The organism is Blautia sp. 1001283B150304_161114_C9 (assembly GCF_015668165.1).
Taxonomy (GTDB): domain Bacteria; phylum Bacillota; class Clostridia; order Lachnospirales; family Lachnospiraceae; genus Blautia_A; species Blautia_A wexlerae.
Genome location: NZ_JADPGO010000001.1, coordinates 123,473 through 149,986, shown reverse-complemented (window position 1 = coordinate 149,986; position 26,514 = coordinate 123,473). Strand labels below are relative to the sequence as shown.

At 42.6% G+C, this 26,514-nt stretch carries 22 protein-coding genes, 1 pseudogene and 1 other annotated feature; of the genes and pseudogenes, 19 read left to right on the top strand and 4 right to left on the bottom strand.

Annotated features, from left to right (window positions below):
• Window positions 1–49: 49 nt before the first annotated feature.
• From I4V44_RS00650 to I4V44_RS00560, 19 genes and pseudogenes are all read left to right on the top strand, one after another.
• Window positions 50–199 (top strand): hypothetical protein, encoded by a 150-nt coding sequence (locus tag I4V44_RS00650; protein WP_196002146.1) that lies wholly within the window; start codon window positions 50–52, stop codon window positions 197–199.
• 20 nt (window positions 200–219) lie between these two features.
• Window positions 220–552, top strand: a complete 333-nt coding sequence (locus I4V44_RS00645) for an ATP-binding cassette domain-containing protein (RefSeq protein ID WP_330610555.1) — start codon at window positions 220–222, stop codon at window positions 550–552.
• 76 nt (window positions 553–628) lie between these two features.
• Window positions 629–879: pseudogene (locus tag I4V44_RS18000) on the top strand (integrase core domain-containing protein); the annotation flags it as partial.
• 182 nt (window positions 880–1,061) lie between these two features.
• Entirely contained in the window at window positions 1,062–1,496 is a 435-nt protein-coding gene (locus I4V44_RS00635) for a hypothetical protein (RefSeq protein ID WP_055058198.1), read from the top strand.
• 326 nt (window positions 1,497–1,822) lie between these two features.
• Complete coding sequence (locus tag I4V44_RS00630) at window positions 1,823–2,029, top strand: LysR substrate-binding domain-containing protein (RefSeq protein WP_243102217.1); 207 nt, start codon at window positions 1,823–1,825, stop codon at window positions 2,027–2,029.
• A gap of 198 nt (window positions 2,030–2,227) precedes the next feature.
• Window positions 2,228–3,955 carry a S8 family peptidase gene (locus I4V44_RS00625; RefSeq protein ID WP_196002145.1) on the top strand — a complete coding sequence of 576 codons (1,728 nt, stop codon included), beginning with the start codon at window positions 2,228–2,230 and terminating at the stop codon, window positions 3,953–3,955.
• A gap of 66 nt (window positions 3,956–4,021) precedes the next feature.
• Window positions 4,022–4,720, top strand: a complete 699-nt coding sequence (gene sfsA, locus I4V44_RS00620) for a DNA/RNA nuclease SfsA (protein WP_196002144.1) — start codon at window positions 4,022–4,024, stop codon at window positions 4,718–4,720.
• Between the two features lie 367 nt (window positions 4,721–5,087).
• On the top strand, window positions 5,088–5,927 hold the full coding sequence (locus tag I4V44_RS00615; RefSeq protein ID WP_196002143.1) for a substrate-binding periplasmic protein: 840 nt from the start codon (window positions 5,088–5,090) through the stop codon (window positions 5,925–5,927).
• Complete coding sequence (locus I4V44_RS00610) at window positions 5,924–8,545, top strand: hybrid sensor histidine kinase/response regulator (protein WP_196002142.1); 2,622 nt, start codon at window positions 5,924–5,926, stop codon at window positions 8,543–8,545. The genes I4V44_RS00615 and I4V44_RS00610 overlap by 4 nt, the downstream gene beginning before the upstream one ends.
• 170 nt (window positions 8,546–8,715) lie before the next feature.
• Window positions 8,716–9,549 carry a hypothetical protein gene (locus I4V44_RS00605; protein WP_196002141.1) on the top strand — a complete coding sequence of 278 codons (834 nt, stop codon included), beginning with the start codon at window positions 8,716–8,718 and terminating at the stop codon, window positions 9,547–9,549.
• A 67-nt stretch (window positions 9,550–9,616) separates the two neighbouring features.
• Window positions 9,617–10,735 carry a DUF4428 domain-containing protein gene (locus I4V44_RS00600; protein WP_196002140.1) on the top strand — a complete coding sequence of 373 codons (1,119 nt, stop codon included), beginning with the start codon at window positions 9,617–9,619 and terminating at the stop codon, window positions 10,733–10,735.
• A gap of 218 nt (window positions 10,736–10,953) precedes the next feature.
• Complete coding sequence (locus tag I4V44_RS00595; RefSeq protein ID WP_196002139.1) at window positions 10,954–12,621, top strand: histidine kinase N-terminal 7TM domain-containing protein; 1,668 nt, start codon at window positions 10,954–10,956, stop codon at window positions 12,619–12,621.
• Window positions 12,576–13,961: a sensor histidine kinase gene (locus tag I4V44_RS00590; RefSeq protein ID WP_196002138.1), complete on the top strand. Its 1,386-nt coding sequence runs from the start codon at window positions 12,576–12,578 to the stop codon at window positions 13,959–13,961. The genes I4V44_RS00595 and I4V44_RS00590 overlap by 46 nt, the downstream gene beginning before the upstream one ends.
• A complete protein-coding gene (locus tag I4V44_RS00585) occupies window positions 13,909–14,535 on the top strand; it encodes a response regulator transcription factor (protein ID WP_118586543.1) in 627 nt (208 codons plus the stop codon). Before I4V44_RS00590 ends, I4V44_RS00585 begins: the two co-directional genes overlap by 53 nt.
• 88 nt (window positions 14,536–14,623) lie before the next feature.
• Window positions 14,624–15,520, top strand: coding sequence for a hypothetical protein (locus tag I4V44_RS00580; RefSeq protein WP_118758752.1), 897 nt, complete (start codon window positions 14,624–14,626; stop codon window positions 15,518–15,520).
• Between the two features lie 58 nt (window positions 15,521–15,578).
• Window positions 15,579–16,103 (top strand): hypothetical protein, encoded by a 525-nt coding sequence (locus I4V44_RS00575; protein ID WP_055199793.1) that lies wholly within the window; start codon window positions 15,579–15,581, stop codon window positions 16,101–16,103.
• Between the two features lie 450 nt (window positions 16,104–16,553).
• Window positions 16,554–18,518 (top strand): electron transport complex subunit RsxC, encoded by a 1,965-nt coding sequence (gene rsxC / locus I4V44_RS00570; protein ID WP_118586537.1) that lies wholly within the window; start codon window positions 16,554–16,556, stop codon window positions 18,516–18,518.
• 1 nt (window position 18,519) lies between these two features.
• The gene (locus I4V44_RS00565) at window positions 18,520–19,140 is read left to right on the top strand and encodes a methylenetetrahydrofolate reductase C-terminal domain-containing protein (protein ID WP_118571194.1); all 621 of its coding nucleotides are present in this window, start codon (window positions 18,520–18,522) and stop codon (window positions 19,138–19,140) included.
• A gap of 25 nt (window positions 19,141–19,165) precedes the next feature.
• On the top strand, window positions 19,166–20,044 hold the full coding sequence (locus I4V44_RS00560) for a methylenetetrahydrofolate reductase (RefSeq protein WP_008706435.1): 879 nt from the start codon (window positions 19,166–19,168) through the stop codon (window positions 20,042–20,044).
• Between the two features lie 125 nt (window positions 20,045–20,169).
• Here I4V44_RS00560 and I4V44_RS00555 read toward each other — a convergent pair whose 3' ends face one another.
• The 4 genes from I4V44_RS00555 to thrS form a co-directional block, all read right to left on the bottom strand.
• Window positions 20,170–21,033, bottom strand: a complete 864-nt coding sequence (locus I4V44_RS00555; RefSeq protein ID WP_022380254.1) for a carbohydrate ABC transporter permease — start codon at window positions 21,031–21,033, stop codon at window positions 20,170–20,172.
• 14 nt (window positions 21,034–21,047) lie between these two features.
• A complete protein-coding gene (locus I4V44_RS00550; protein WP_025579256.1) occupies window positions 21,048–21,956 on the bottom strand; it encodes a carbohydrate ABC transporter permease in 909 nt (302 codons plus the stop codon).
• An 89-nt stretch (window positions 21,957–22,045) separates the two neighbouring features.
• Window positions 22,046–23,374, bottom strand: coding sequence for a carbohydrate ABC transporter substrate-binding protein (locus tag I4V44_RS00545; RefSeq protein WP_118520312.1), 1,329 nt, complete (start codon window positions 23,372–23,374; stop codon window positions 22,046–22,048).
• A 681-nt stretch (window positions 23,375–24,055) separates the two neighbouring features.
• Window positions 24,056–26,017: a threonine--tRNA ligase gene (gene thrS, locus I4V44_RS00540; protein WP_118330198.1), complete on the bottom strand. Its 1,962-nt coding sequence runs from the start codon at window positions 26,015–26,017 to the stop codon at window positions 24,056–24,058.
• Window positions 26,018–26,181: 164 nt separating this feature from the next.
• Window positions 26,182–26,409, bottom strand: a binding site (T-box leader).
• Window positions 26,410–26,514: the final 105 nt, after the last annotated feature.

The following is a 26,514-nucleotide window of genomic DNA, read 5'->3' as shown; positions in this document are numbered from 1 at the left end:
TTTCGCACTCTGCTGAACTGTCTTAAATGCATTATTTACGAGGATTGCTATGGATTTTGGAATGCTGATAGAAGTGAAGACGGAGCTGATACAGGGTAGTATAGACCTGAACATTATTGGAACTGATAGCCATAGGGCACCTCCGTTTTCATTTTTAATAGCTTCATTCTACCATGCTTCGGTAGGTGGGGCAATGTAAAACGGAAAACAGAAAAGGATTTGTATACGATATTAAGTGAAGGTTCCAGTGGAATATCGGGAGGGCAGAAACAACGTTTGATGATTGCGCGTGCAATTGTTACAAAACCGAAAGTGCTTTTGTTTGACGAGGCAACCTCTGCACTTGATAACATTACACAGAAACATGTTTCTGATTCTTTGAAAAACTTAAAAAGTACAAGAATTGTGATTGCACATCGATTGTCCACAATCAAAGAATGTAATCGGATTATCGTTTTGGATAAAGGGCACATTATTGAAGATGGTACCTACCAGTCTTTGAGTAAAGCAGGAGGTTTCTTTTCTGAATTGGTTGAAAGGCAAAAAAACTAAGGTTTTTATACCTGTACAATCGTGCAGAAAAAACAGTATTGTAAGGAGATATCCTTCTAAACGTATGCAACAGGCTAAAGTCTGCCCGTATCTGCTACGTAACGCCGTTATCGACCGTCCCAGGCATGGTCAATCAACATTACATACATCCCCATTAAGCGTGGATTCCTGTATCTGACCCAATATAACAATATCAGAGAAGCACGGAAGGCAATCGGTAAATATGTGCACATTTACAACTTTGAACGTTGTCATTCTGCACTCAATAATCAGACATCGGCATCCTGCTATTATCCGATTCTGTTACTGGATAATCATGCGGCCTAAGGGGGGATTTTCTCCCCTACTCAGTTACATATATCAGTTCATTAAAAAAAGCTTAGATTTTTGTCTTGACAACTGAACCACTATACACTCCGTACCCAGTAACGGGAAAGATACATAAATAGTCAAAAAGTACGTATACTATCTTCCATGTAGAAAGTAAATTTTTATACAGGAGGACAGACATGGACAACAGCACAAAGAAACTATTAGAAGAATGCAGTGTCGGATGCAAGATGGGAATTGAGAGCATGGAACAGGTACAGTATCATGTGACAGATGCCAAAATCGCAGCAACGATTGAAAAATCCTGTTCAAAACACAAGGAACTGGAAGAAGAAATTTCCAAAATACTTCTTCGCGCAGGCCAGCCGGAGAAAGAACCGGGTGTTATGGTATCCACATTTTCGTGGATGACGACAGGTGTAAAAATGATGACCGGAGAAGATGAGAATAAACAGGCGGTTAAGATCATCATGAATGGCTGCAACATGGGAACCCAGTCCATTACAGAGGCCATGCACCAATGCAAAGATGCGTCGTCCGAAAGTATTTCCATTGCAAAGAAGCTTATTGGAATGGAAGAGAATCTGCGGGATGATATGCAGAAATATTTGTAAGCTGAAATGCTGTCAGTTGCGGAAAAAGTTTGTAACTGATGGCATTTTTATTTATAGGTTGTAAAAAGCTGTATTCCGTTTGATGCACTCAGAGCATTTATCTGCATTACAATGGCGCTTGGAACACCTTGTGTGCTGATGATTTTCCCGACACTCTTTGAGGTAACTGCAATTACGCAGCAGATGTTACTCTTCCTTGTTATCGCAGAGATTTGCTGTCTGATGGCAGTACTGGCATTGGAGGAAATCAGGAGAATGCTGCTACAGCCGAAGCCAGTTTCCAAAACGCAGAGCCACAATTTACAAATATATTTGAGTCAGACACCGTGAAATACCTATGCATTTCCAGCTTTATGATGATCATCGATCTGATCAAGTCCGGGTATGGAATCTCATTTGTATATGAAGTACTTGCCAAAAGCGACCCGGAGCTTGGAATCTTTACACTGAAGGGTGAGCCTATAGTCAGAGAATTTAATGTTATTTATCTGAAGCATGCAGATGTGAGGGAGAAGATGGAATGGTTTTTATGACCGCATCTTGCGCACTCTGCTGAACTGTCTTAAATGCATTATTTACGAGGATTGCTATGGATTTTGGAATGCTGATAGAAGTGAAGATCCTAAAATAATAGTTGCGCCTTTAAGAAGTTGCTTTGCCATGAAGTAGCTCCCGCAATTCTCATAGAATACATATAATATAAGTAAGTGTACAATGAAAAGGAATCATTTATGCCGGACCAGAAAATAGATAACCTTTTAAATCTTGCAATGGATGCAACCCCACAGGAGCGTAGAAAGTCGGGAAATCTTAATGTAGGATATGATCCTGCAACCAGGCTATGGGATGTGATCATAAAGTACAGCGGACCGGAAAGTGGTCTGGCTGGAAATGGAATTCAGGTAGTGCCATTGTTAGGCGGCTATGCAGTGGTAACTTTGCCGGAAAGTGAGATTGATAAGTATTCCCACAGAGTGCAGGTGGAATTTATGGAGAAACCCAAACGCTTGTATTTTGAATTGTTTCAGGCGAAGGGAGCGAGCTGCATCCGCACAGTGCAGACCGGCAGGAATGGACTGACGGGAAAAGGAATCCTGACAGGAGTTGTGGATTCAGGAGTGGATTATTTTCACCCTGATTTCCGAAATGCAGATGGGAGCAGCAGAATTTTACATTTATGGGATCAGAGCATACAGGGAAATCCACCCCAGGGATATGTGACAGGAACTGAATATACGAAAGAGCAGATCGATGAGGCGCTTGCACTTGGAGAAAACCAGGGCAGGCGCCTTGTTCCATCTGTGGATTACAGTGGACATGGAACCTCAGTGCTGGGAATCGCGGCAGGAAACGGGAGAGCTTCCGATGGAGTCAATCAGGGAGTAGCTTATGAGAGTGACCTGATAGTGGTAAAAATGGGGATTCCCAGAGAAAATTCTTTCCCAAGAACAACCGAACTGATACAGGGAATTGATTATTTGGTGCGTCAGTCATTGTCTTTGGGGCGGCCGATGGTTATCAATATCAGTTTTGGAAATAACTATGGTTCGCACAAGGGAGATTCCCTTCTTGAAACATATATAGATATGGTTTCTTCCGCAGGACGTCTGGTTATCTGTACAGGTACAGGGAACAATGGCAATCAGCCTCTGCATGAGGGAGGAACCCTGAGACAGGGACAGACCAGACAGATAGAATTATCTGTGAGCAGCAGGGAACCAACATTAAATGTGCAGTTATGGAAATCCTATGAGGACGAGATGAGCATTTATATTGAAAATCCATCCGGAAATCGGATCGGTCCCTTAGATGAAAAACTTGGTCCTCAGAGGTACAGGCTGGGAAATACAGAGCTTTTAATCTATTATGGCAAACCTGGACCCTATCATCTGACGCAGGAAATCTACATAGATTTCCTTCCTGTGGAAACTTATGTGGACAGTGGAGACTGGAAAATCATCTTAAGTGGAAAAAGGGTCAGAGGAGGGGAATATTATCTGTGGCTGCCGGGTGGAAATACTCTGAACAGAGGGACTGGGTTTTATGAACCAAGGGCATATGGGACATTGACCATACCTGCTACCGCCCGGCGGATCATTGCAGTTGGGGCATATGATTCGTTAGTTGACTCCTATGCGGATTTTTCCGGAAGGGGCAGCAGGAGACTGCCTTACCGGAAACCGGATCTGGTTGCACCGGGAGTAAACATAGTTGCTCCCGTACCCGGCGGTGGTTACAGAACAGTAACAGGGACTTCCTTTGCAGCACCTTTTGTCAGCGGATCCGCAGCATTGTTAATGCAATGGGGGATTGTAAATGGAAACGACCCCTATCTCTATGGGGAAAAAGTAAAAGCCTATCTCCGAAAAGGCGCCAGACTATTGCCTGGGTACGAGGAGTATCCCAATGAAGAGGTAGGATGGGGGGCACTTTGTTTGGAGAATAGTTTTCCAAAATGAAAATGTTGTAGATATGAGGAAAACATGCTATGGTATGTATACAATGCGTAAAGAGGAGCAGAAAAAATGAGGTACGAACATATCACAGAGGGCCGTTTCATAGACCGTCCCAATCGGTTTATTGCACATGTGGAGATCAATGGGCAGGTGGAAACGGTTCATGTAAAGAATACAGGCAGGTGCAGGGAGCTTCTGATCCCGGGTACACAGGTTTTTCTGGAAAGGAGCAGTAATCCGGCGAGAAAGACGGCCTATGATCTGGTCTGTGTAAATAAAGAGGGCAGGGGCCTGATAAATATGGACTCTCAGATTCCTAATAAAGCAGCACTGGAGTGGGTAAAGGCAGGACATCTTTTTCCGGAGAAGGTTCAGGTAACGCCTGAGAAAACCTACGGAAATTCCAGATTTGATCTTTATGTCTGTTCAGAGAAACGTAAGGCTTTTATAGAAGTGAAAGGTGTCACTCTGGAATCTGACAATATAGCACGATTTCCTGATGCACCTACAGAAAGAGGTGTGAAGCATCTGAAAGAGCTGATCCATTGTATGCAGGAAGGATACGAAGCCTATCTGCTTCTGGTAATCCAGATGAAAGGAGTTGACAGGTTTGAGCCCAACTGGGAGACTCATCGGGAATTTGGAGAAACCCTGCAGGAGGCGAAAAAGGTAGGAGTGCATATTCTGGCTTATGACTGCCTGGTAGAACCTGACAGAATGGAAATTCAGGATCCGGTACCTGTATGCCTTGCTTCTGACTGGAAATAAAAAAGTATTCCCGCAATCAGCAGGTCCTATTCAAAATTCCATTGCCGCAGGCAATCTGGAATGAATTTTGGCTACGTTACTGTGAACAGTAACGTGTGTTTTATACTTCAGAGCAGTAAATAATTGTAGACATGAAAGTATATGAAATGTATAATATGTATCAGAAATTTTGTTGACAGATTTATAGGAAGATCAGTCAAAAAACTGAGATGACTATGAAAAAAGTTCCTGTAAAAGTTTTTTACGTGGAACTTTTTTTGTATCGTTTCGATGTTTATCCGAATCGGATAAGCCCTCTGTTTCAATTGAGGAAAGATGGTTCTGACACGCAGGTTATGAAACAGTAATAAATGGAAAGGAACTGGATATGAGAAAAAATCGAAAGAATGACTCCCATACCCGTAGAAAAAGAATTTGTATTGCAGCACTTCTTCTGGCAGGCAGCCTTATACCGGGAGGATGTGGAATAAAGAAAGAGAAAACATCGGACAGTGAACTGCCGGAGATTGTTATCGGAATAGATTATTTTGAACCTTACAGCTATCAGACGAGTGATGGCGAGTATAAAGGTATTGATGTGGAACTTGCAGAGGAAGCCTTTCAGAGGCTGGGTTATCAGCCTGAATTTGAGAAGATTGTCTGGGAAGATAAAGAGAAACTTTTGTCAGATGGAACAATAGACTGTCTGTGGAGCTGCTATTCCATGACTGAAAGAGAAAACAAATATCAGTGGGCAGGACCGTATATGTACAGTCGTCAGATGGTGGTTGTAAGAGCCGAGAGTGAAATCAGGACACTTCAGGATCTGAAAGGGAAGAGGATTGCAGTTCAGGCGACCACAAAAGCAGAAGATCTCTTTCTTCATAATATAGAATCAGATCTTCCGCAGGCAGAACAGGTGAACTGTTTTTCTTCGTCGAATGAGCTTTATGCTGCACTTAGAAAAAATTATGCAGATGCGATTGCGGGACATGAGGCAATGCTTGGCAGTCTGATACAGGATGGCAAGGGCGCTTACCGTATGCTGGAGGAAAGTCCTTATAAATCAGAACTTGGAATTGCTTTCAAAAAAGGAACTCACGAAGAATTGGCAGAAAAGCTTACAGGAACGCTTACAGAGATGCAAAGTGAAGGGATTACAGAAAAAATAGTTACAAAATACGGATTGGATGCGGACGAAACTCTGCCGGGAGGAGAAAGTAAATGAGCAGACAGATAAGAAGGCAGATACCGCAGAAACAGAAGAAAAAGAGGGTCGACAGAAATGCGTGTTTGCTTGTGTTTATTCTGATTTTTTCCGGAATACTGACTTTTCTTCTGCTGACAGCGAGAGATAATAGCAGGCTGAACAGTACTCTGGATGAGACCTTTGATTTTGTAAAAAACCGAATTGAAAGTTATGAGATTTATAACACCAATGATCAGGTGAAAAGCCTGGTACGTCTTTTGGACAAAACAACAGAATTAAGCAGAGTCATAGAACAGGAAGGAAATCTCAGTACAGAAATGCTGGACGAATATGCCAGGGAACAGCGTCTGACAGGAATCCTTGTACTGGATCAGAATCTGGAAGTGACAGAACAGAATGCAAAAGATGGAGATACTATGCCACTGTGGCAGAAGCTGATCAAAAGTGATTATGTACGTGATATTGCAGAGCATCCGGAAAAGACTTATACCACCCGTCTGAGAAATAAAGGAAAGATCTATGATTTTGCGGCAGTGGCAAGACAGGATGCAGCAGGTATCCTGATCACATATGCGCAGAAGGAGGAAGTAAATGAGCTTAACGGAGATCTGACGATGGCATCGTTATTTCCTGACTTTCCTTTTGAGATGAATGGAAGTGTTGTGATCTGTGATGATGATAAGGTTGTCAGTACAAACAGACAGGAGCTGACTGCCCGCTCTATAGAAGAAGCAAAAAGTCAGTATAAAAATAAATTTGAGGCAGATGAGAATGGAATTGTCCATCTTCGTTCAGAGACAGGAAACTGGTTCGGACGTTGGGAGAAGATCAAAGACTACGATGCATATATCTTTTTCCCGGAAAGTCAGGTGTACATCACACGAAATATTATATGTGTGATTTATGTGCTGCTTGCACTGCTTCTTTTCTTACTTTATCGGGTGAACAGGAGCAGAACAGAAAAGAGAAGTATCCTTCAGGACCAGAAAAGACTTCGGGTGATCAATGCACTGGGGCATGCATATGCCTCTATTTCTCTTGTGAATCTAAAAACAGAGGAAATCGAAATCCTGAAATCTTCAGGAAATATGAAGCCGGATCAGAAAGGGGATATGCTTTTCAAAGCGCATCAGGAAGAACTTATAAGGCAGGTGATTGCAGAGCCATTTCAGAAGGCATACTGGGAATTTGTCGATATAAGTACAGTGGCAAAACGTCTGGAAGAACGTGAAACGCTGAGTTTTACAGCTCGGACAGTGGATGAAAGATGGATGACAATGATCATTGTGCCACAGGGATATGATAAAGATGGGAAATTGTGTACAGTTCTGGTTGCAATCCGTGATGCGACAGAAGAAAAAGAACGTGAGATTGCGCAGGATAGGAATCTGAGAAATGCACTTGCGGCTGCGGAACATGCGAACAGGGCGAAGACTGTGTTTCTGAATAATATGTCTCATGATATCCGCACGCCGATGAATGCGGTCATTGGATTTACTGCGCTTGCGACAACACATATTGACAATAAGGAGCTTGTTCTGGATTATCTGAAAAAAATCCATATATCCGGTCAGCATCTGCTCAGCCTGATCAATGATGTGCTGGATATGAGCAGAATCGAGAACGGTTCCGTACGGATTGAATATACAGTTGTACACCTGCCGGATATCTTGCATGACTTAAATACAATTATACAGGAATCTGTACATTCTAAACAGCAGGAGTTTTATATTGATACACAGGATATACTCCATGAAGATATCATTACCGACAAGCTGCGCCTGACGCAGGTGCTTCTGAATATCAGCAGTAATGCTGTGAAATTTACACCGGTCGGGGGTACGGTTAATATTTGCGTTTCTGAGAAACCATGCAGAAGAGACGGATATACAACAGTGGTATTCAGTGTGAAGGATAATGGAATCGGGATGTCGCCGGAGTTCAGGGAGCAGGTGTTTGACTCGTTTACAAGAGAACATACTGTTACGGAGAATGGAATCGGAGGAACCGGTCTCGGAATGGCAATCACCAAAAACATTGTGGATATGCTGGGCGGTACGATTCATGTTGAAAGTGAAGTTGGAAGGGGAACGGAGTTTACGGTTATGCTTGAATGTGAAATATCAGAGATGACTGTGAAGGAGGAACCTGATCCGGAGCAAAGAGAGCCCCTTAAGAATGAGAAGCAGAAGATCCGGGCAGAAATCCAGAGGCGTTATGAAGGGAAGAAAGTTCTTCTTGTAGAGGACAATGAGCTGAACCGGGAGATAGCAACAGCGATCATGGAGGAAATTGGTCTGAATGTGGATTGCGTTGAGGATGGTACAGATGCTGTGAATATCATGTCATCTGCAGAAGGCGGAAAATATGACCTGATCTTCATGGATATTCAGATGCCGAAGATGGATGGATATACCGCAACCCGGGAAATCCGTACATTGAATGATCCGAAATGCGCAAATATACCAATCATTGCGATGACTGCTAATGCTTTTGAAGAAGACCGTAAAAAGGCAATCAAGGCGGGTATGAACGCTCATATTGCCAAACCAATCAGTGTAGATATAATTCTGGAAAATCTGGAGAGAATGCGCCAAAACAGAAAGTATTTTAATGAACCTGCTGAGAAGAGTTAAAAACTTTTCAGCAGGTTTTAATTTATCCAAAAAATTACATGCATACTGTCAGAAGTGCTAGTGTAAATATCTGAGCGTTCACGTATAATGTAGATAAACAAAAAATCTTCTCACAAAATTAAGTAAAAAAGAGTCCGAGGAGTACATTAAAAAAGAAAGGAGATGTTTGTATGAGTAAAAAAATGAGGTTGTGGATGGCAGGAACAGTAGGAGTCTTAATGGCAGGCTTTATGAGCGTAAGTGTTTATGCCCTTGAAGAAAAGGATGTTATTGGAACCTGGTATGTAAATGAGCTTTCTATGGGCGAAGGTGCATCCTTTCATCCGGGGGCAATGGGAATGGAAGTGACCGTGGACATTAAAGAAGACGGTAAAATGGAAACAACAAGTTCTGTTTATGGGGAAGAGCCTGAAGTAGATGAATCAGAGTGGAAAATAGAAAATGATAAAATTTTGATGACTCATAATGATCAGACAGAAGAATGTGAGTACAAGGACGGTAAGATAACCTTAACAGCAGATGGAACGACAATGATCCTGAGTCAGGAAAAGGAAGAGTATGAGCCTTATGTACCGGGCAAACCGGTAGAAAATCCAACCATGAAGGATTTTGAAGGAGAATGGAGCTGTACTCTGATGGAAGCATTTGGAATGCAGATGCCGGTTAATGATGACTTTACAGGATTTGAAATGAGTATGTCTGTGGAAGACGGAAAGGCTGAAATTATCTTAATAGAGAGCGGAGAAGAGACAAAAGTAGAACTTCAGGGCGACGTGGAAGGAAACGCACTGGTATTAAAGGCTGTAACAGAGGATGAGGCAGGAACTATGTTTTTCAGTCTTGATAATATGAAGTTCAATTTACTGGATGATGGAAAACTGTGTTTGATAGCAGAAGACGATGCAGAGGAATCTGATGACGGCGAAGAAGCAGACGATTCTGAAACAGGTGAAGTTGATTTTTCCGTAAAGACATATTTTGAAAAAATAATTGTTACAGAATAAGGTAAAATACTGCCGCACCATTCCGGGGCGGCAGTATGGGATTTCAGATAAAAAAGGAGGATAGGGTATGGGATTATTTGATAAGAAAATCTGTGACATCTGCGGGGAGAAAATTGGTTTATTGGGAAATCGAAAACTGGATGACGGAAATCTGTGTAAGGATTGTGCGAAAAAATTATCACCATGGTTTGAGGAGCGGCGGCACAGTACGGTAGAGGATATCAAACGCCAGCTGGAATATCGTGAAAAAAACAAAAAAGCGGTAATGGACTTTTGTATAACCCGTCAGATCAATACCAGAAATTACAATATTTTTATTGATGATAATAAGGGGAATTTTACTGTTGCGCGGAAACTGGATGTCAATGAAAACCCGGACATAGTTCCTTTATCAGCCATTGTACAGTGCAGAGTTGATGTAGACCAACAGCAGCATGAGGAAACATATACAAAGGATGGAGAAAATGTAAGTTATCAGCCACCGGTATATAAATATGAATTTGATTATACCATGCGTATTAAAGTGAGAACTCAGTGGTTTGATGATATGGATTTTCGCCTGAATACTTTCTCCATAAGCAGTGACAAAAGACGAGAACTGATGGAAGTGGAGCAGACCGCTTATCAGATTATTGCGGCACTGACACCAAATGCAGCGGGAATGCAGCCCGGAATGCCAGGAATGAACATGAATGGAGGGATGCAGCCCGGAATGTCGGGAATGAACATGAACGGAGGAATGCAGCCTGGGATGCCGGGAATGAACATGAACGGAGGGATGCAGTCTGGGATGCCCGGGATGAATATGAATGCGGGAATGCAGCCCGGGATGTCAGGAATGAACATGAATGCGGGAATGCAGCCTGGAATGCCCGGGATGAACATGAACGGAGGGATGCAGTCTGGGATGCCCGGGATGAACATGAATGTGGGAATGCAGCCCGGGATGCCGGGAATGAATATGAACGGAGGGATGCAGTCTGGGATGCCGGGAATGAACATGAACGGAGGAATGCAGCCCGGAATGTCCGGAATGAACATGAACGGAGGAATGCAGCAGACGGGAATGTCAGAAACGAACATGACCGGAGGAATGCAACAGAATAACAGTTCGTGGAAATGCCAGTGCGGTGCAGAGAATACCGGAAAGTTTTGTGAATACTGTGGTCAGCCAAGACCGTTTTAAGCAATGAGAAACAGAGTGGACAGGATTGTTCACTCTGTTTGTGATAAAAACTCTGAAAATAGATAATTCTTCTAAAAACTATATGACAAAATGGCGCTTTATAGTATAATTATTACAAAAAAGGATTAGAGCGTATTTGAAAAATCATTCCTGCAAATTGTGACGCACATCTTGCGTAAAGCATTTTTCAAACCCGCTCCGGTAAGAAAGGAACTTTCATGACATACAGTAAAAAGAGGACTCTGTCATATGGAGTGATTCTGATAAGTGTGTTGCTGGCTTATTTCTGCAGGCAGGTGAGAACGGAAAATGTTTTTATGAGAAATCTGGCAGATCAGTGTCGTAGCTGTATTTATCTGGGAATGTACTGTGCCTGGGTGATTTATTTGGGAAAGCATGTAGTACATAAAAAAACGCGCAGATGCCTGACTGCAATTGGCTGTCTGATGGTATTCTGGTTCTTTGTGCGGACAGTAAAATTTCATATTTTTCATGATCCTCTTGGAGAACATATCTGCTGGTATCTATATTATATTCCCATGATTCTGATTCCGGTTCTGGGTTTGGCAGCAGCAATGTTTTTGGGCGAAAAGGAGGAAGAGAAAACGGTCAGAAAGATTATAATTTTGCTGACCGTTGCAGCGATATTGATCGTAAGTGTTTTTACAAATGATTTGCATCAGCTGGTATTTCGTTTTTCCAAACAGCCCCCATTTTCGGATAAAGATTACAGCTATGGTATTGTTTTTATGGTGATTCAGGGATGGATCTTGATCTGTCTGACAGGGATGGAAATCATTCTGATCAGAAAAAGCAGAATTCCGGGAAAGAAACAGTTCTGGCTGCCAGTGATTCCGGGAATATTGCTTCTGGGGTGGAATATCGGAAATATACTCCGCCTGCCTTTCATCAAAATCATTGCAGGGGATATGACGGCAGTGTGCTGCCTTTTAATGGCAGCAATTTTTCAGGGTTGTATATTATGTGGATTGATACAGACCAATAATCGATATTTTGAATTATTCCAGACTTCCGGAGGACTGGATGCAGAGATTACAGATTATTCTTTTCTGCGCTATTATCATTCCGGCGATTTTCCCGAGCTGTCGCCTGAACTGCGTAAAATCATAATAGACAGATCATCAGTACAGGAACAGGGAATCCGGATCAACCATATTCCTATAAGGGGAGGACATTTGTTTTGGTCAGAGGATATTTCGGTACTGCTGGATCAGTATCAGGATATTCGGGAACAGCAGGAGGAACTGACTGCCAGAAACCGTCTGTTACAGAAAGCTTATCAGAAAGAGGCTGAGCGGAGAAAAACAGAAGAACAGAATCATCTGTTAAATATGATACAGAATCAGACAGCCGGTCAGCTGGAATTGCTGTCACAGTTTATGGATGAGCTGGAACGGACAGAATCAAGGGAACAATATGATCGGATTCTCGGTAAAATTGTAGTTGTTGGCACGTATTTGAAGCGGAGAAAGAATCTGGTGCTGACACAATATACATCAGATGGAAATCTGCTTACAATGGAAGATCTCAGACAAAGCCTGGCAGAATCCTGTGACAGCTTAAAATTATGCAGGATCCGGGCTGCTTACTACGTGGAAAATGTGGATGTGCAGCTGAATGCAGATGATATACTAAAATGCTATGACACCTTTGAATGGCTTGTGGAACGATTGGTTGATATCATGCAGTCTGTTTTTTACCGTGTGTCGCAGATTGATGATGCTCTGCGGATTTCAGTTCATATTGTATCAGAGGCAGATCTGCGTGGATTCATGTCGGAAAGGCCGGAATTAAAAGTGCAGCAGGAAGATGAAAACGAATGGTTTATCAGATGTATCGTCTTCAGAAAGAGAGGCGGAAGATGATCAGTTTTGTGGAATGCAGTATGGCAATACAGAATGTTCTGATGATTCTTCTTGAAATCTGCATGATTCTGGAATTAATCCTTTTGTTAGTAAGAATCACCTGTTTTTCCGGGAAAAAGAAAATTGTAACGGCAGTGGCTGTCTTTGTAGTTTCTTTCATGCTTATGGGCGTTCTGATGAATGATCACAGATATTGTCTGGGAGAAAGTTCCTATCAGCCAATGCTTCAGGGTTATCCGGTCAGTGTTTTAATGACGGTGGTTATAGGAGTATTGCTTTATCTTTGCTGGGCAATCCGGAGCGAGAGACGCAGATATCATCATTCTCTGTCTTACTGGTCTGTGAATGAGGCTGTGAATGACGTTCCCTGTGGAGTCTGTTTTTCGGATCCTTTTGGAAGGATTGTTTTGTGTAATACCAAGATGCAGGAGCTGAGCAGAATCATGACAGGTTCTTATCTGCAGGATTATGACGCATTAAGGAAAGCAATGAGTGGGGAACCTGAATCGGAAGGTCTTTGCAGATTGAGCAAAGACAGTAATGTGTTTTATTTTCCTGATGGTTCCGTCTGGATGTTTCAGGAATATAGTCTGCAGGAGCCGGATTGTGCAGGTTATCTGCAGACAGTGGCAGTTAATGTATCAGAAATTTATTACAATGGTGAAAAAATTAGGGCAAACAATGAAAAGCTGGAAATCCTGAATCATAAGCTGGAGGAAATGTACGAAAAAATCGGAGATAAAATCAGAGAGCAGGAGACGCTTGTCATGAAAATGCAGGTTCATGACAATTTTGGACGAAGCCTTCTGTCAATACGCAGAATATTGGAAAGGAAAGAAGATCCGGATAAAATGGATAAACAGTTGTCTGTATTGAAACATCTGGTTTATATTCTTACCGGTTCTGCTGTTGAGAGTATGGAAGAAGTATATAAAGATACGGTCAGACATGCAGAAGAGCTTGGAATTTCAGTTCAGATCAGTGGGAATTTTCCTTTGCATCCATCTTACAGGCTGCTGACAGACAGGGCAATCCGTGAATGTGTGACAAACTGTGCCAGACATGCCCATGGCAGCACTGTTTGGGTGAAGATAGACAAAAATGCAGATGAATATACTGTTCAGATTACCAATGATGGAGAGGTGCCTGACAAAAATGCGGAAGAAGGCGGTGGTTTATCTGCACTGAGAAAGGCAGCTGAATCAGGAAAATGCAGGATGCAGGTTTCTTTTTCCCCTGAGTTTTGTCTGATATTGAAAATGCCACTGACAGAAAGGATGGGATTCGATGGTACGGATACTGATAGTAGAAGATCAGAAGATCATGCAGAAGTATTTTGAATATATTATTATGCAGGAGCCGGAATTCCGACATGTCCAGACGGTTTCGGATGCACGTGAAGCTGTAAAAATCTGTGATTATTCGGCAATTGATCTTGTGATCATGGATGTGCAGACGTTTCATAATCATGATGGACTCAGTGCCGGAAAAGAAATCAGGGAGAAGTATCCCTATACAAAGGTATTGATCGTTACTTCCCTGATCGATCCCAAGGTACTGGAGAGGGCAAAGTGTGGATGTGCAGACAGTCTCTGGTATAAGGATCACGGGGAAGAGGAAATACGAAGTGTGATCCACAGAACCTTAAATGGTGAGCATGTATTTCCGGATGTGACACCGAAGGTGGAGCTTAACTGGATCACAAGCGGCGATATCAGTCCCAGGCAGCTGGAGATGCTCCGCCTGTATATCCGTGGAATGTCATATTCAGAGATTGCAAGAGAAATGAAATGTTCTACTTCCGGGGTGAGATGGAATTTTCAGGAAATGATAGCCAGGGCAGGATACAGTTGTAAAGAAGATTTGATAGCGGCTGCACTGGAAAGTAAACTGATCGTAACTACGTTAAAATAGCAAGCTGATAAACTGCGAAGTTATTCTGTTATGAGCAGAAAGCGAAGCGGAGTGCAAATATCCGTTTGATAAGAAGGGAGATGAGAGTATGAAAAAATATTCGGTTGCAGTATGTGTTTGTGCGGTACTGTTTTTTGTTGGTATCCATGGAGGTATGAGAGAAGTATTTGCCAGAGCACCTGGGGCAGATGAGAATCTGGCAATTCTGCAGGATATTATCAGGGAAAATGAATGTCAGGCCGGAATGGCATTTCTGGGATATACCTATGAAGGTGCAGATGTAGCAGAGATACTTGAATATACCAGACAGGGAGAGGTGGCAGCTGCGTATCCTTTTTTACAGGATGGAACAGTGGTTGATGCAGGGGGATATGAAATTTATGCCATTGTCCCGGGGGATGATTGCAGGGTCAGCGTTTATCCGGCTCAGCCTACGGAAGAAGGGGAATATCTGGATGATCTGAACTCTCCATACTATAGGGGGCAGGAGAATGAAATCATTATTCTGCGCTGCAATGTGAGTGAGATTCATTCCAATGTGATGGTTTCTGTACAGAAGCAGAATATGAGTATACAATACCATCCTATGGTGTCGTTAAAGGATGGACATCTTGCAGCAGAAACCCACTGCTATGATTTCTCCATATATTATAATTGGGATGAGTATGATCCGGAATATAATCCGGTGCATGAATCAGAGTACGATTCAGAGTGTAATCCGGAGCATGATTCAGCATTGAATATAAAGATTGCCAGAGAACAGCTCTCAGAAACAGATGAAGTCAGCTATTACCTTGGTCTTGGGATGTCTCTGTGGTATACAGGCACTGAGGAGTACATTGAAGGAAGAAATTGTCCGGTATTTGTTCTGGGAACGGATCATGAGGATCATTTTACAAAAGAACATTATTATGCAGTAGGAGACAATGTGGTTTATTATTATGATCCGTCAGGTGATGCATGGCTTCTGCTGGGGGCAGGCTGACAGAAGCTTCACCAATATATTATAGAATTTTGATTAATCAGAGAAAGAGGAAACAGACATGAATGATTTTTTGACAGAAAAAAATAAAAAAGCAGGGGTGTTGGGAAAACTGAAGTGGGTTCTTTGTGGCTTCTGCATACTTTTATCCCTGGGAGCTATTGGTGCATCGGAGAAGTATATTGGTGAAGGACGCTGGGGAATGGCAGCAACAGAGATCCTGCTCTGTCTGTTATTTTTATATCCGACTTTCAGGGAAGTTCAGAAAGCATTACGGAAGAAAAAAGCCAGGGAAATTGCCTGCTGGTTTGAATCTTATGCCCAGAATACGGTCTCATTTGAGAAACTTGAGCAGGAACTGGGAAAAGGCGCAGTAAAAAAACTGGAAAAATTTATTGCCAGGGGATATATCCGGAATATCCAGATAGACAGAGAAGGAAATTATATTATGATTACTGCACCAAACAGACGTGTAAATGAAAAGATTTATATTACAGTTACCTGTACCAGCTGCGGTGCAAAGAATCAGGTAATAAAAGGACGTCTGAGCAATTGTGAATATTGCGGACAGCGTCTTAACTCATGATACAAGTACTGTGAGAGAGGATTATCAGGAGTGTTCATAAAAACGAGAATGAATTTTGGCTAAGTTACTGTGAATGGAGTGAACAGTAACACTATTCCATCGCCGAAGGCGATTTCTAAAGATTTGAGTTTGAGAGCGTAACTGTGTGAAGGTGCTGAATCGTCATAGTTGCTATAGAATGTGGTATATTGTATACAATTTACTGATTCCACATCCTTTACAGTACAAATATCTGCACTTCATAGAATTTTAGGATGAAATCATAGAAGAAATTTATAAAATTTGCTAATAAAACTGGATAAAATGTGCATTTTATGTTACATTTAATAAGGTATATGTATTGAACTTATTTATCTGGTTTTATTGGCCCTTTTTTGAGTGCAGAGATGGAGGGAACGGATAAGAACAGATATCATAAGGATAAAATTTTATCGTGAGGAAGGTGAGCAATTGGAAAACTATACTAAGTACAAACTGAAAAGCAGTGATGAACTTGCATCAGTGCTTGACGGTAAGGACAACCTGTTTGTGATTGCCTGCAACAAATGTTTCAAAGAATTTGAAACTGTTGACGAACCGGATTGTGACGAATTTCTGAAATTCGCTGCAGATCAGGGAAAGAAGGTTACAGGCAGTGCAAAATTTGATTTCTTATGCAATAAGATGCACACAGAAAGAAAATTACAGGATCTGATTCCGGAAGGTACAGAGAATGTAGTAGTAATTTCCTGTGGCCTTGGTATTCAGACCGTTGCGGATCTGGCAGGTAAGCCGGTAGTTGCTGCAAGCAACACCCTTAACTACAGAGGTCATCATGGCATGGCACTTACCAAGAAGAGCTGTGACGCATGTGCGCAGTGTTATCTGAACATTACCGGAGGTGTCTGTCCGATCGTTGACTGTTCAAAGAGTCTTGTCAATGGACAGTGCGGTGGAGCAAAGAATGGAAAATGCGAAGTAAATCCGAATAAAGACTGTGCATGGGAGAAGATTTACCAGAGACTTGCAAAACAGGGACGCCTGGAAGAATTCTTAAACCAGCCTGTACAGGTTCGTGATTTCTCCAAAGTTAATTTCAAAGTGATCAACGACTATGTGAAGTCCATCAGAGAAGACAGACTGGACGGATATTACGGCGGTGTTCATCCGTCAGAACGTAAGGAATTCAGTGAGCACATCGCTCTGAAGAAATTCCCGGATCCGAAGACAGTTGTGATCTCCATGTCACAGCATCTGGGCGCACCGGCTAATCCGATCGTTCAGGTTGGTGACACTGTAAAAGTTGGTCAGAAGATCGGTGAAGCTGCCGGATTTATCAGTGCTCCGGTACATTCCAGCGTAAGCGGAACCGTAGTTGCTGTTGAACCGCGTATGCATGGCACACGTGGAAGCGAAGTGATGGCTGTTGTCATTGAATCGGATGGAAAAAATACTCTGCACGAATCCGTACAGCCACATGGTGATCTTGACAATCTTACTCCGGATGAAATCATTGATATCATCCGTGAAGCCGGAATCGTTGGTATGGGCGGTGCAGGTTTCCCGACCTGTGTCAAACTTAAACCTGCCAAACCGGTAGATACCATCCTTCTCAACGGATGTGAATGTGAGCCTCTGTTAACAGCAGACCACAGAGTACTTCTTGAGTATGCAGATGACATTATTTTTGGTCTGAAAGCAGTCCTTAAGACAACAGGTGCCGAGAAGGGTATCATCGTTATCGAGGATAATAAGCCGGATGCCATTGAATTAATGCAGAAAAAAGTTGCTGATATCGGAAACATGGAAGTATTTGTTGCAAGAACAAAATACCCGCAGGGAGCTGAGAAAACTCTCATTAAGCGCGTTATGGGAAGAATTGTTCCAAGCGGCGGTCTTCCGGCAGATGTCGGCGTTGTAGTAGATAATATCAGTACAGTAAAAGCAATCTCCGATGCGATCCAGACAGGAATGCCTCTGGTTGAGCGTGTTGCTACAGTAACAGGCGAGAAGATCAAGAATCCTGGAAACTTCGTTATCAAGATCGGTACAAGCGTAAGAGAGCTGATCGATTACTGCGGCGGATTTACAGATGACGATGTTCTGGTTAAGATGGGCGGACCAATGATGGGATTCCCTCTGAACACACTGGATGTACCGATGATGAAAGGCTCCAATGGTATCATTGCCGTTGAACCGGATGAGACAAAAGAACAGCCGTGTATCAAGTGCGGACGTTGTGTAGATGTATGTCCGATGGAGCTTTCACCTCTGTATTTCGTGAAATATGCGAAAGATGAGAACTGGCAGGGCATGAAAGACATGAACGTTATGGATTGTGTTGAGTGCAGATGCTGTCAGTATATCTGTTCTTCCAAGATTCCGATCATTAACAGTATCAAAGCCGGAAAAAATGCAGTAAGGGGGATGAAATAATATGTTGATTACCCAGTTAAAAGCAAAAGAAGCGATTACATCACTGACAGCCGGAAAGAAAGTTTTCATTATCAACTGTCATGGATGTAAAGAAGTTCGTTTTCCGGAAAAAGAAGCTGCCCGACTTCAGAAGGAACTTGCAGCTGAAGGAAATGTGACAGGGATCATGACAACTGATTACATCTGTAATCCGGAAAATATGGAATTACGTCTTAAGAAATATATGAGCAAGATCCAGGAAGCAGATCTGGTTCTGGTATTCTCCTGCGGTGTTGGTGTACAGACCGTTTCAGAATATCTGGAAGACAAGATGGTCTGTGCAGCCTGCGATACATACCCGGTACCTGGTTTCCAGGGCGTGACACCGTTAGAGTACAAATGTGACCAGTGCGGTGAATGCTATCTGAACCTGACAGGCGGGATCTGCCCGATCACAGCATGTTCAAAGAGCCTTGTGAACGGCCAGTGCGGTGGTTCCAAGAACGGTAAATGTGAAGTGGACAGCGAGATGGAATGTGGATGGGAACGCATCTACAGACGTCTGAAAGAAATCGGACGCCTTGACGCGCTGAAATGTCCGACACAGATTCATAACTTTGCAACAGACGATGAATTAAAATAGATTATAATGATTGGAGCAATGTACAATGAAAATGAAAGAATTATTCGACCGTGGTGAATTTGTAGTTTCTGCAGAAGTAGGACCGCCAAAAGGAATCCATGTAGATGAGCTGGTAGAAGAAGCAAAAACATACCTTAAGGATGTTCATGCAGTTAACGTAACTGATAACCAGTCTTCTGTTATGCGTCTTGGATCTCTTGCAATGTGTAAGGTTCTCAAGGATGCAGGCATGAATCCTATTTTCCAGCTTGCATGCCGTGACAGAAACCGTATCGCTCTGGAGTCTGATCTTCTCAGCGCTGCAATGCTGGGCATTGACAACATCCTCTGCCTTACAGGTGACCATACAAAGATGGGTGACCACCCACAGGCAAAACCTGTATTCGATCTTGACTCCGTATCCCTTCTTCACACAGTGAAGCTTCTGGAATCAGGTGTGGATCTTGGCGGAAATGAACTGGTTGGTGAGCCTCCGAAATTCTCCAAGGGTGCTGTTGTATCTCCATGCAGCGATTCCGTTGACGCACAGCTTGCAAAAATGGAAAGAAAAGTAGCAGCAGGTGCAGAATACTTCCAGACACAGGCAGTATTTGAACCGGAGAAATTCATCAAATTCATGGAAAAAGCAAAACAGTTCGGAAAACCTGTACAGGTTGGTATCATCATTCCGAAGTCCGCTGGAATGGCTAAATTCATGAACAACAACGTTGCCGGCATTCATGTTCCGGACGAAATGCTCGAGGAACTGAAAGCAGACAAAGAAAAGACAAAAGCAGGTATCACAGGTGTTGAGATCGCTGCACGTATTATCAAAGAGTGCAAGCCATACTGTCAGGGTGTACATATCATGGCACTTGGCTGGGAATCCAAGATCCCGGATCTGCTGAAACTGGCTGAGATCTAAGAAAATAAAACTCTGAGCTGTAAATAGTAACATCATTACAGAACAGTACTGCAAATAATTAAAAAAGCTGTCTGGATTCCGGATGTATCTGCATCCGGAACAGACAGCTTTTGTTGTATCAGCATCTAACCCTTAACCGCACCTGCGGAAACACCTTCTACAATGAATCTGGAAAGAAGAATGTAAACAATGATGACCGGGAAGATGGAAAAGGCGATCATTACATACACCTGTCCCATGTCAAACTTCAGGAAGTCTGCACTTCGAAGCTGTGCGATCAGTACGGGAAGTGTTTTCTTTTTATCTGAGTGAAGGACCAGCGCCGGAATGAAGTAATTATTCCAGCTCTGTACAAAGGTAAAAATTGCCTGCACAGCGATAGCCGGTTTCATAAGCGGGAATACGATTTTGTTAAAGGTATTAAATTCACCGGAACCGTCAATACGTGCTGCTTCCACAAGTTCCAGAGGAAGGTTGCTTTCCATGTACTGTTTCATATAGAAGAAAGTAACAGGAGCAGCAATACTTGGAACGATCAGTGGGACAAAGGAGTCGTCCAGACCTATTTTTCCCAACAGCTGAAGGAATCCAAGAGCAGTTACCTGAGTTGGGATCATCATGACTGCAAGGATAAAAGTAAACATAAATTTTTTTGCTTTAAAATTGTATGCATGGATAGCGTAAGCTGTCATTGTTGAAAAATAGGTGCATAAAACAGCTGAGCAGGTAGCAATGAAAATACTGTTGAACATACCATTCCATACAGGGAGTGTTCCTGCGAGAAGATTTTTCCAGTTCTCAATGAGATGTCCTCCGGGAATGGCTGTGAATCCCTTTTTTAGTGCGCCATTAGATCTGGTGGCATTGATAAACAGTACATAAAACCAGAACAGGCAGAAGAAGGAAATGATGATTAGTACGATATAGGCAAGGGTACGCTGACCTTTCATGCTCATTCCTTTTTTATTTTTGGAGTTTTTTTCATTCATTCTTCTCACCTCCATCAGTCTTTTATCTTATTAAAACGGAATACGATCAGGCTGAGTACTCCTGTGATAATAAACAGGAATACGGATAATGCACCACCCATTCCGTAGTTCTTGCTGAACAGATGCTTGTTCAGGAACATGATCAGTGTCATAGTGGAACGCATGGGGTCGCCGGTTCCGTTTGTCAGGATCTGAGGTACATCGAACATCTGCATGCCGCCGATCAGGGATGTAATCATAACATAGATCAGGATTGGACGAAGGAGTGGAAGAGTGATCTTTCTGAAAATCTGTGAGGAAGTTGCGCCGTCTACTTCAGCTGCCTCGTAAAGCGAGGAGTCAATTCCCATCATACCTGCCATAAGAAGAATAGTTGTATTTCCGAACCACATCAGAAAGTTTAGGACTGCAACAAGGGTTCTGGCACTCCAGGCATGGCTGAAAAAGGAATATGCCTGTTTCAGTATTCCTGACTGCATCAGCATTGCATTGATGGGACCGCCGTCTGCAAATAAGGTAAAGAATAACATTGCAAAGGCGGATGCCATGATCAGGTTTGGCAGATAAATAACTGTTTTGAAGAAGCGCTGTCCCTTAAGCCGGAGGCTTGGATTGGAGAACCAGGCAGCCAGGAGCAGGGAAACCAGGATCTGCGGGATAAATCCCATTACCCACATGATCATTGTGTTTTTAAAATAGATCCAGATATCACCACCCTGAAAGAGTTTTGCATAATTGGCAAGTCCCACAAAATTCGGTCCTATCTGCGTTAATCCAGATCTGTAATTTTCAAAGAAACTGTTATAAATTGTACTGATAAGCGGAACGAGCTGGAATATGAGATATACTACTACAAATGGTATCAGGAAGATATATCCCCATTTGTTATAGCTGACCGCTTTATGGTTATTATTCTTTGCCATTATCTTCCTCCATAGTCTGCTGTAATTCAAAGTGTGCCTGCCTGATGGTCAGGCAGGCACACAGGTTTTACTGTTTAATTGCTGTTTAATTAATAGGAAAGTTCCGGATATTTTTCTACAACTGCCTTATAGAACAGGTCGAGAGCTTCATCATAAGATGCGTTGCCTTCGAAGTAGTTCTTCATGGCATTCTGGAATTCTTCGTTGCAACCCTGATCATAGATGCTCATGTTACTCAGATCGATCTTATCAGCGCCTGCACAGAACATAGCCAGAGGATTCTGTCCACCAAGAACTGCATCGCCGTAGTTCTCATCTTTAGCCATTTCTTCCATGGCAGGTTTATTGTTTACGAAGTCATTATCAGCAGTAACGATTTCTTTCATAACGTCAACGTTAGTTGTCATCGTTCTCATGATATCAGCAACCAGTGTAGGATTGTCTGTGCCTGTAGCTGCTGTGATCCATGTTCCGCCCCAGTAGAAGCCCTGTGGTCCTTCTGTTGCAGCCCAGCCGCCATCTTTACCAACTGAACCATCCTGGTCAGCACTCATGGAGAAGTCGATGAACCATGCAGGTCCGAAATATGAGAATACATTGCTGTCTTTGAAGAAGCCCTTGCTCCAGTCATCGCTCCACAATTCATAGGTAGCTGTTTCTCCGGCATCAACCATTTCCTTGGACATATCTACCCAGTTTTTGATATTGTCATCAACAGTGATCTTTCCGTCAACAACCCATGGGGAAGTTACATTATTAGAGAATACACGGTAGGCATCATTTACAGTGGAAGTCATCTGATAGCCTTTTTCCTTCAGCTCTTCAGCTGTTGCCTTAAATGTATCCCAGTCTGCAACTTTCTTCTGAACCTCTGCCGGATCATCACTTCCGAATACTTCCTTTGCAATATCTCTTCTGTAGATCATAGCACCCGGGCAGCCTTGCCAGGAAAGACCCTTTAAGTTACCATCAGAATCTGTCATAACATCTTTGGTGTACTGATATTGGTCTGCAACTTCCTCATCTGTGATTCCCAGATCTGCCACAGACATTGTATAATCAGTATTTACATATTTCAAAGCATAGTCTGCTTCTACAAGGAAGAGGTCGATTTTGTCATCTGCTGCTGCATCGGCCTGTTTCAGAAGAGTCTCATCCAGATTATTCTGATACGCATTGTCATCAGAAGGAGTGATGTTCCATACAACATCCACATCTCCAATCTTGCCATGAGTTCCGTCAACTTCTTCATATCCGGGATAGTGGTCAGTCAGACGGGATTTGAATTCTTCATTCCAGCAATAAATGTTTAAAACTTTACCTTCGTCTGCTGCTGCATCTTCAGCCCATGCAGGAACTGCTGTAAGGCCTGCAAGCATAGCTGCTGTTAATGTGATTGCCATAGCTTTTCTCTTCATCATGTTATTACCTCCCTGTAATGATTGATTTTCAGTTTTTGCCTGATATTTCCCCATATTGAGTTTTCAGTCTGGTCAGACTCCTGACTTGTGTTTTTTGTTTTTCGTTCCTAAATCGTTTTTGTAAGTTTATCGTAGCACGTTTTCAGAAAAAATCAAGTAGTTTTAGTTATATTTGCATAATTTATCCCTGTTGCACAAAAAAGAATTTATAATAATTTATTAATTTCACAAAAAGAAAGTTTTATTTATGCGAAAATTTTCATAATATTTTCGCATAAATGGAGATAATGATTGTGAGATTCCTGACAGGCAAAAATACGACAATTTTTGTAAAAAACTGAATGATACGGGAGATAGTCTGATTTGAACGAAGCAAGTAAGTTACCTGATTTAATTGTGAAAAGTAAAAAAACTAAACTTATTCGTTTTCGTAAAACTATTTTCTGTCTTTTGGATATCAGAAGGAGCTGGTATTCCTACTGATACAAGCAAATCCCTCACTGATTATTGCTTTTTGCAACCTCCCAGAGGACTTACTTGATTCGGTTAAAATGCTGATATTTTGAGGAAAAAGTGAAAGAATAATAAAACAGGGCTGTCGTATGAACCAAAAGTTCATTGACGACAGCCCCGTTTTTAACAGAAATAACAGTTTCTGTACTTATCTGAAAGGGAAGATTATTTATTCTCTTCCTGTACTTCGATTTTGCGGATTGTTTTATTCTTGATTTCTTCTTTGATCGCTGCAAGGAAATCACCAAGGTCTTTCATTCCTTCATCACCAAGGTAACGGCTTCTTACGGAAACCTTGCCTTCTTCTTCCTCTTTGGCACCGACGATGAGCATATATGGAACTCTTGCAAGACGTGCTTCACGAATCTTGTAGCCCATTTTCTCGGAACGCTGGTCAACGGAGCAGCGGATTCCGCTTTCTTTTAACTGTGCTTCCACTTTGGCGGCATAGTCGTGGAATTTCTCAGAGATCGGAATTACACGAACCTGTTCCGGGCAGAGCCAGGTCGGGAACATACCTGCATATTTCTCAATCAGCCATGCCAGTGTTCTCTCATAGCATCCCATGGATGTACGGTGGATGATGTATGGACGCTGTTTCTCACCATTTTCATCGATGTAGTACATATCAAACTGTTCAGCAAGAAGAGCATCCCACTGGATCGTGATCATTGTATCTTCTTTTCCGTATACATTTTTGGCATTGATATCAACCTTAGGTCCGTAGAATGCAGCTTCTCCAACATCCTCTGTAAATGGAATGTTCAGTTCTTCAAGCATCTGGCGGATATGAGCTTCTGTCTGATTCCACACTTCTGCATCACCGATGTATTTCTCTCTGTTGTTCGGATCCCATTTAGAAAGGTGATAGGTTACGTCCTCTTCTACACCAAGAACCTGCAGGCAGTACTGTGCAAGTGCGATACAGTCTTTAAATTCTTTTACCATCTGGTCAGGTCTTACGATCAGATGACCTTCGGAGATCGTGAACTGACGTACACGTGTCAGACCATGCATTTCCCCGGAATCCTCATTACGGAACAGAGTGGATGTTTCACCGTAACGAAGAGGCAGATCACGATAGCTGTGCTGTTCTGCTTTGTATACATAGTACTGGAATGGGCATGTCATAGGACGAAGCGCAAATACTTCTTTGTCTGTTTCTTCGTCGCCGAGAACGAACATGCCCTCTTTGTAATGATCCCAGTGTCCGGAAATCTTGTAGAGGTCGCTCTTTGCCATTAACGGAGTTTTTGTTCTGATATATCCGCGTTTTGCTTCTTCGTCTTCAATCCAGCGCTGAAGCTCCTGCATCATGATCACACCGTTTGGCATGATAAGTGGAAGTCCCTGACCGATCACGTCTACAGTTGTGAAGATCTTCATCTCACGGCCAAGTTTGTTGTGGTCACGTCTTTTTGCTTCTTCCATCTGTTCCAGATGTTCTTTTAACTCATCCTTGGAAGCATAAGCTGTTCCGTAGATACGTGTGAGCATTGCGTTCTTTTCGCTGCCTCTCCAGTAAGCGCTGGAAGAGGAGAGAAGCTTGAATGCTTTTACACCCTTTACACTCATAAGGTGAGGACCTGCGCAGAGGTCTGTCCAGTCTCCCTGAGAATAGAAAGAGATTTCGGAGCCTTCCGGAAGATCTTCGATAAGTTCTACCTTGTATGGTTCATTTTTCTCCTGGAAGTATGCGATGGCATCTTCTCTTGATTTTGTGAAGCGTTCAATCTTAGCGCCTTTTTTGATGATCTTTTTCATTTCTTTTTCGATTGCATCCAGGTCATCACGGGAGAATGGAGGGCAGTCGAAATCATAGTAGAATCCTGTATCAATAGAAGGTCCGATAGCAACCTTTGCATCCGGGAATAAGGTCTGTACTGCCTGGGCAAGTACGTGGGATGCTGTATGGCGGAGAACTGCAAGTCCTTTTTCATCTTTTGCTGTCAGGATGTTTAATTCGCAGTCACTGTCAATAACTGTTCTCAGGTCTACAACTTCTCCGTTTACTTCTCCTGCACAGGCAGCACGTGCAAGTCCCTCGCTGATGTCGTAAGCAATGTCGATTACGGATTTTGCTTCAGCGTATTCTTTTTTTGAGCCGTCTTTTAATGTTACGATCATGATGATTATCTCCTTTACGTTAGTATGGATTTGCTATAGTTGCTGTTCACTGTTGATATCCCGCGGAGCGTGCTGCTGAGAACGGAGTGAACAGTAACAGGTTTTTGTACTGCGAAGGGGTAAAAGAAAGAATAAAAAAATCCCCTACAGTACGGTTAAATACTGTAGGGGACGAGATAACATTACTCGCGGTTCCACCCCGGTTGTTCTGATACATTACTGATGGATAAATCATCTGATCAGAACCGCTTCATTCGATGGTAACGGAATCACCGGACTGTATTAAAGTCACTCAGAGGTGGTCTTCGGCTGGTTCGCGATGAAATGCTTGCACCGGTATACATTTCTCTCTGTAACGTTCCTCAGCGTACTCTTCTCTTCAACGTTTTGATTCTTCTTATCTTTTCTGCCGCCTATTATAGACTTGCAAAGTGGGTTTGTCAATCAGTAAAATGCAAAAAGTTGATTTACGAAAATAGAGATTAATGTTATACTGA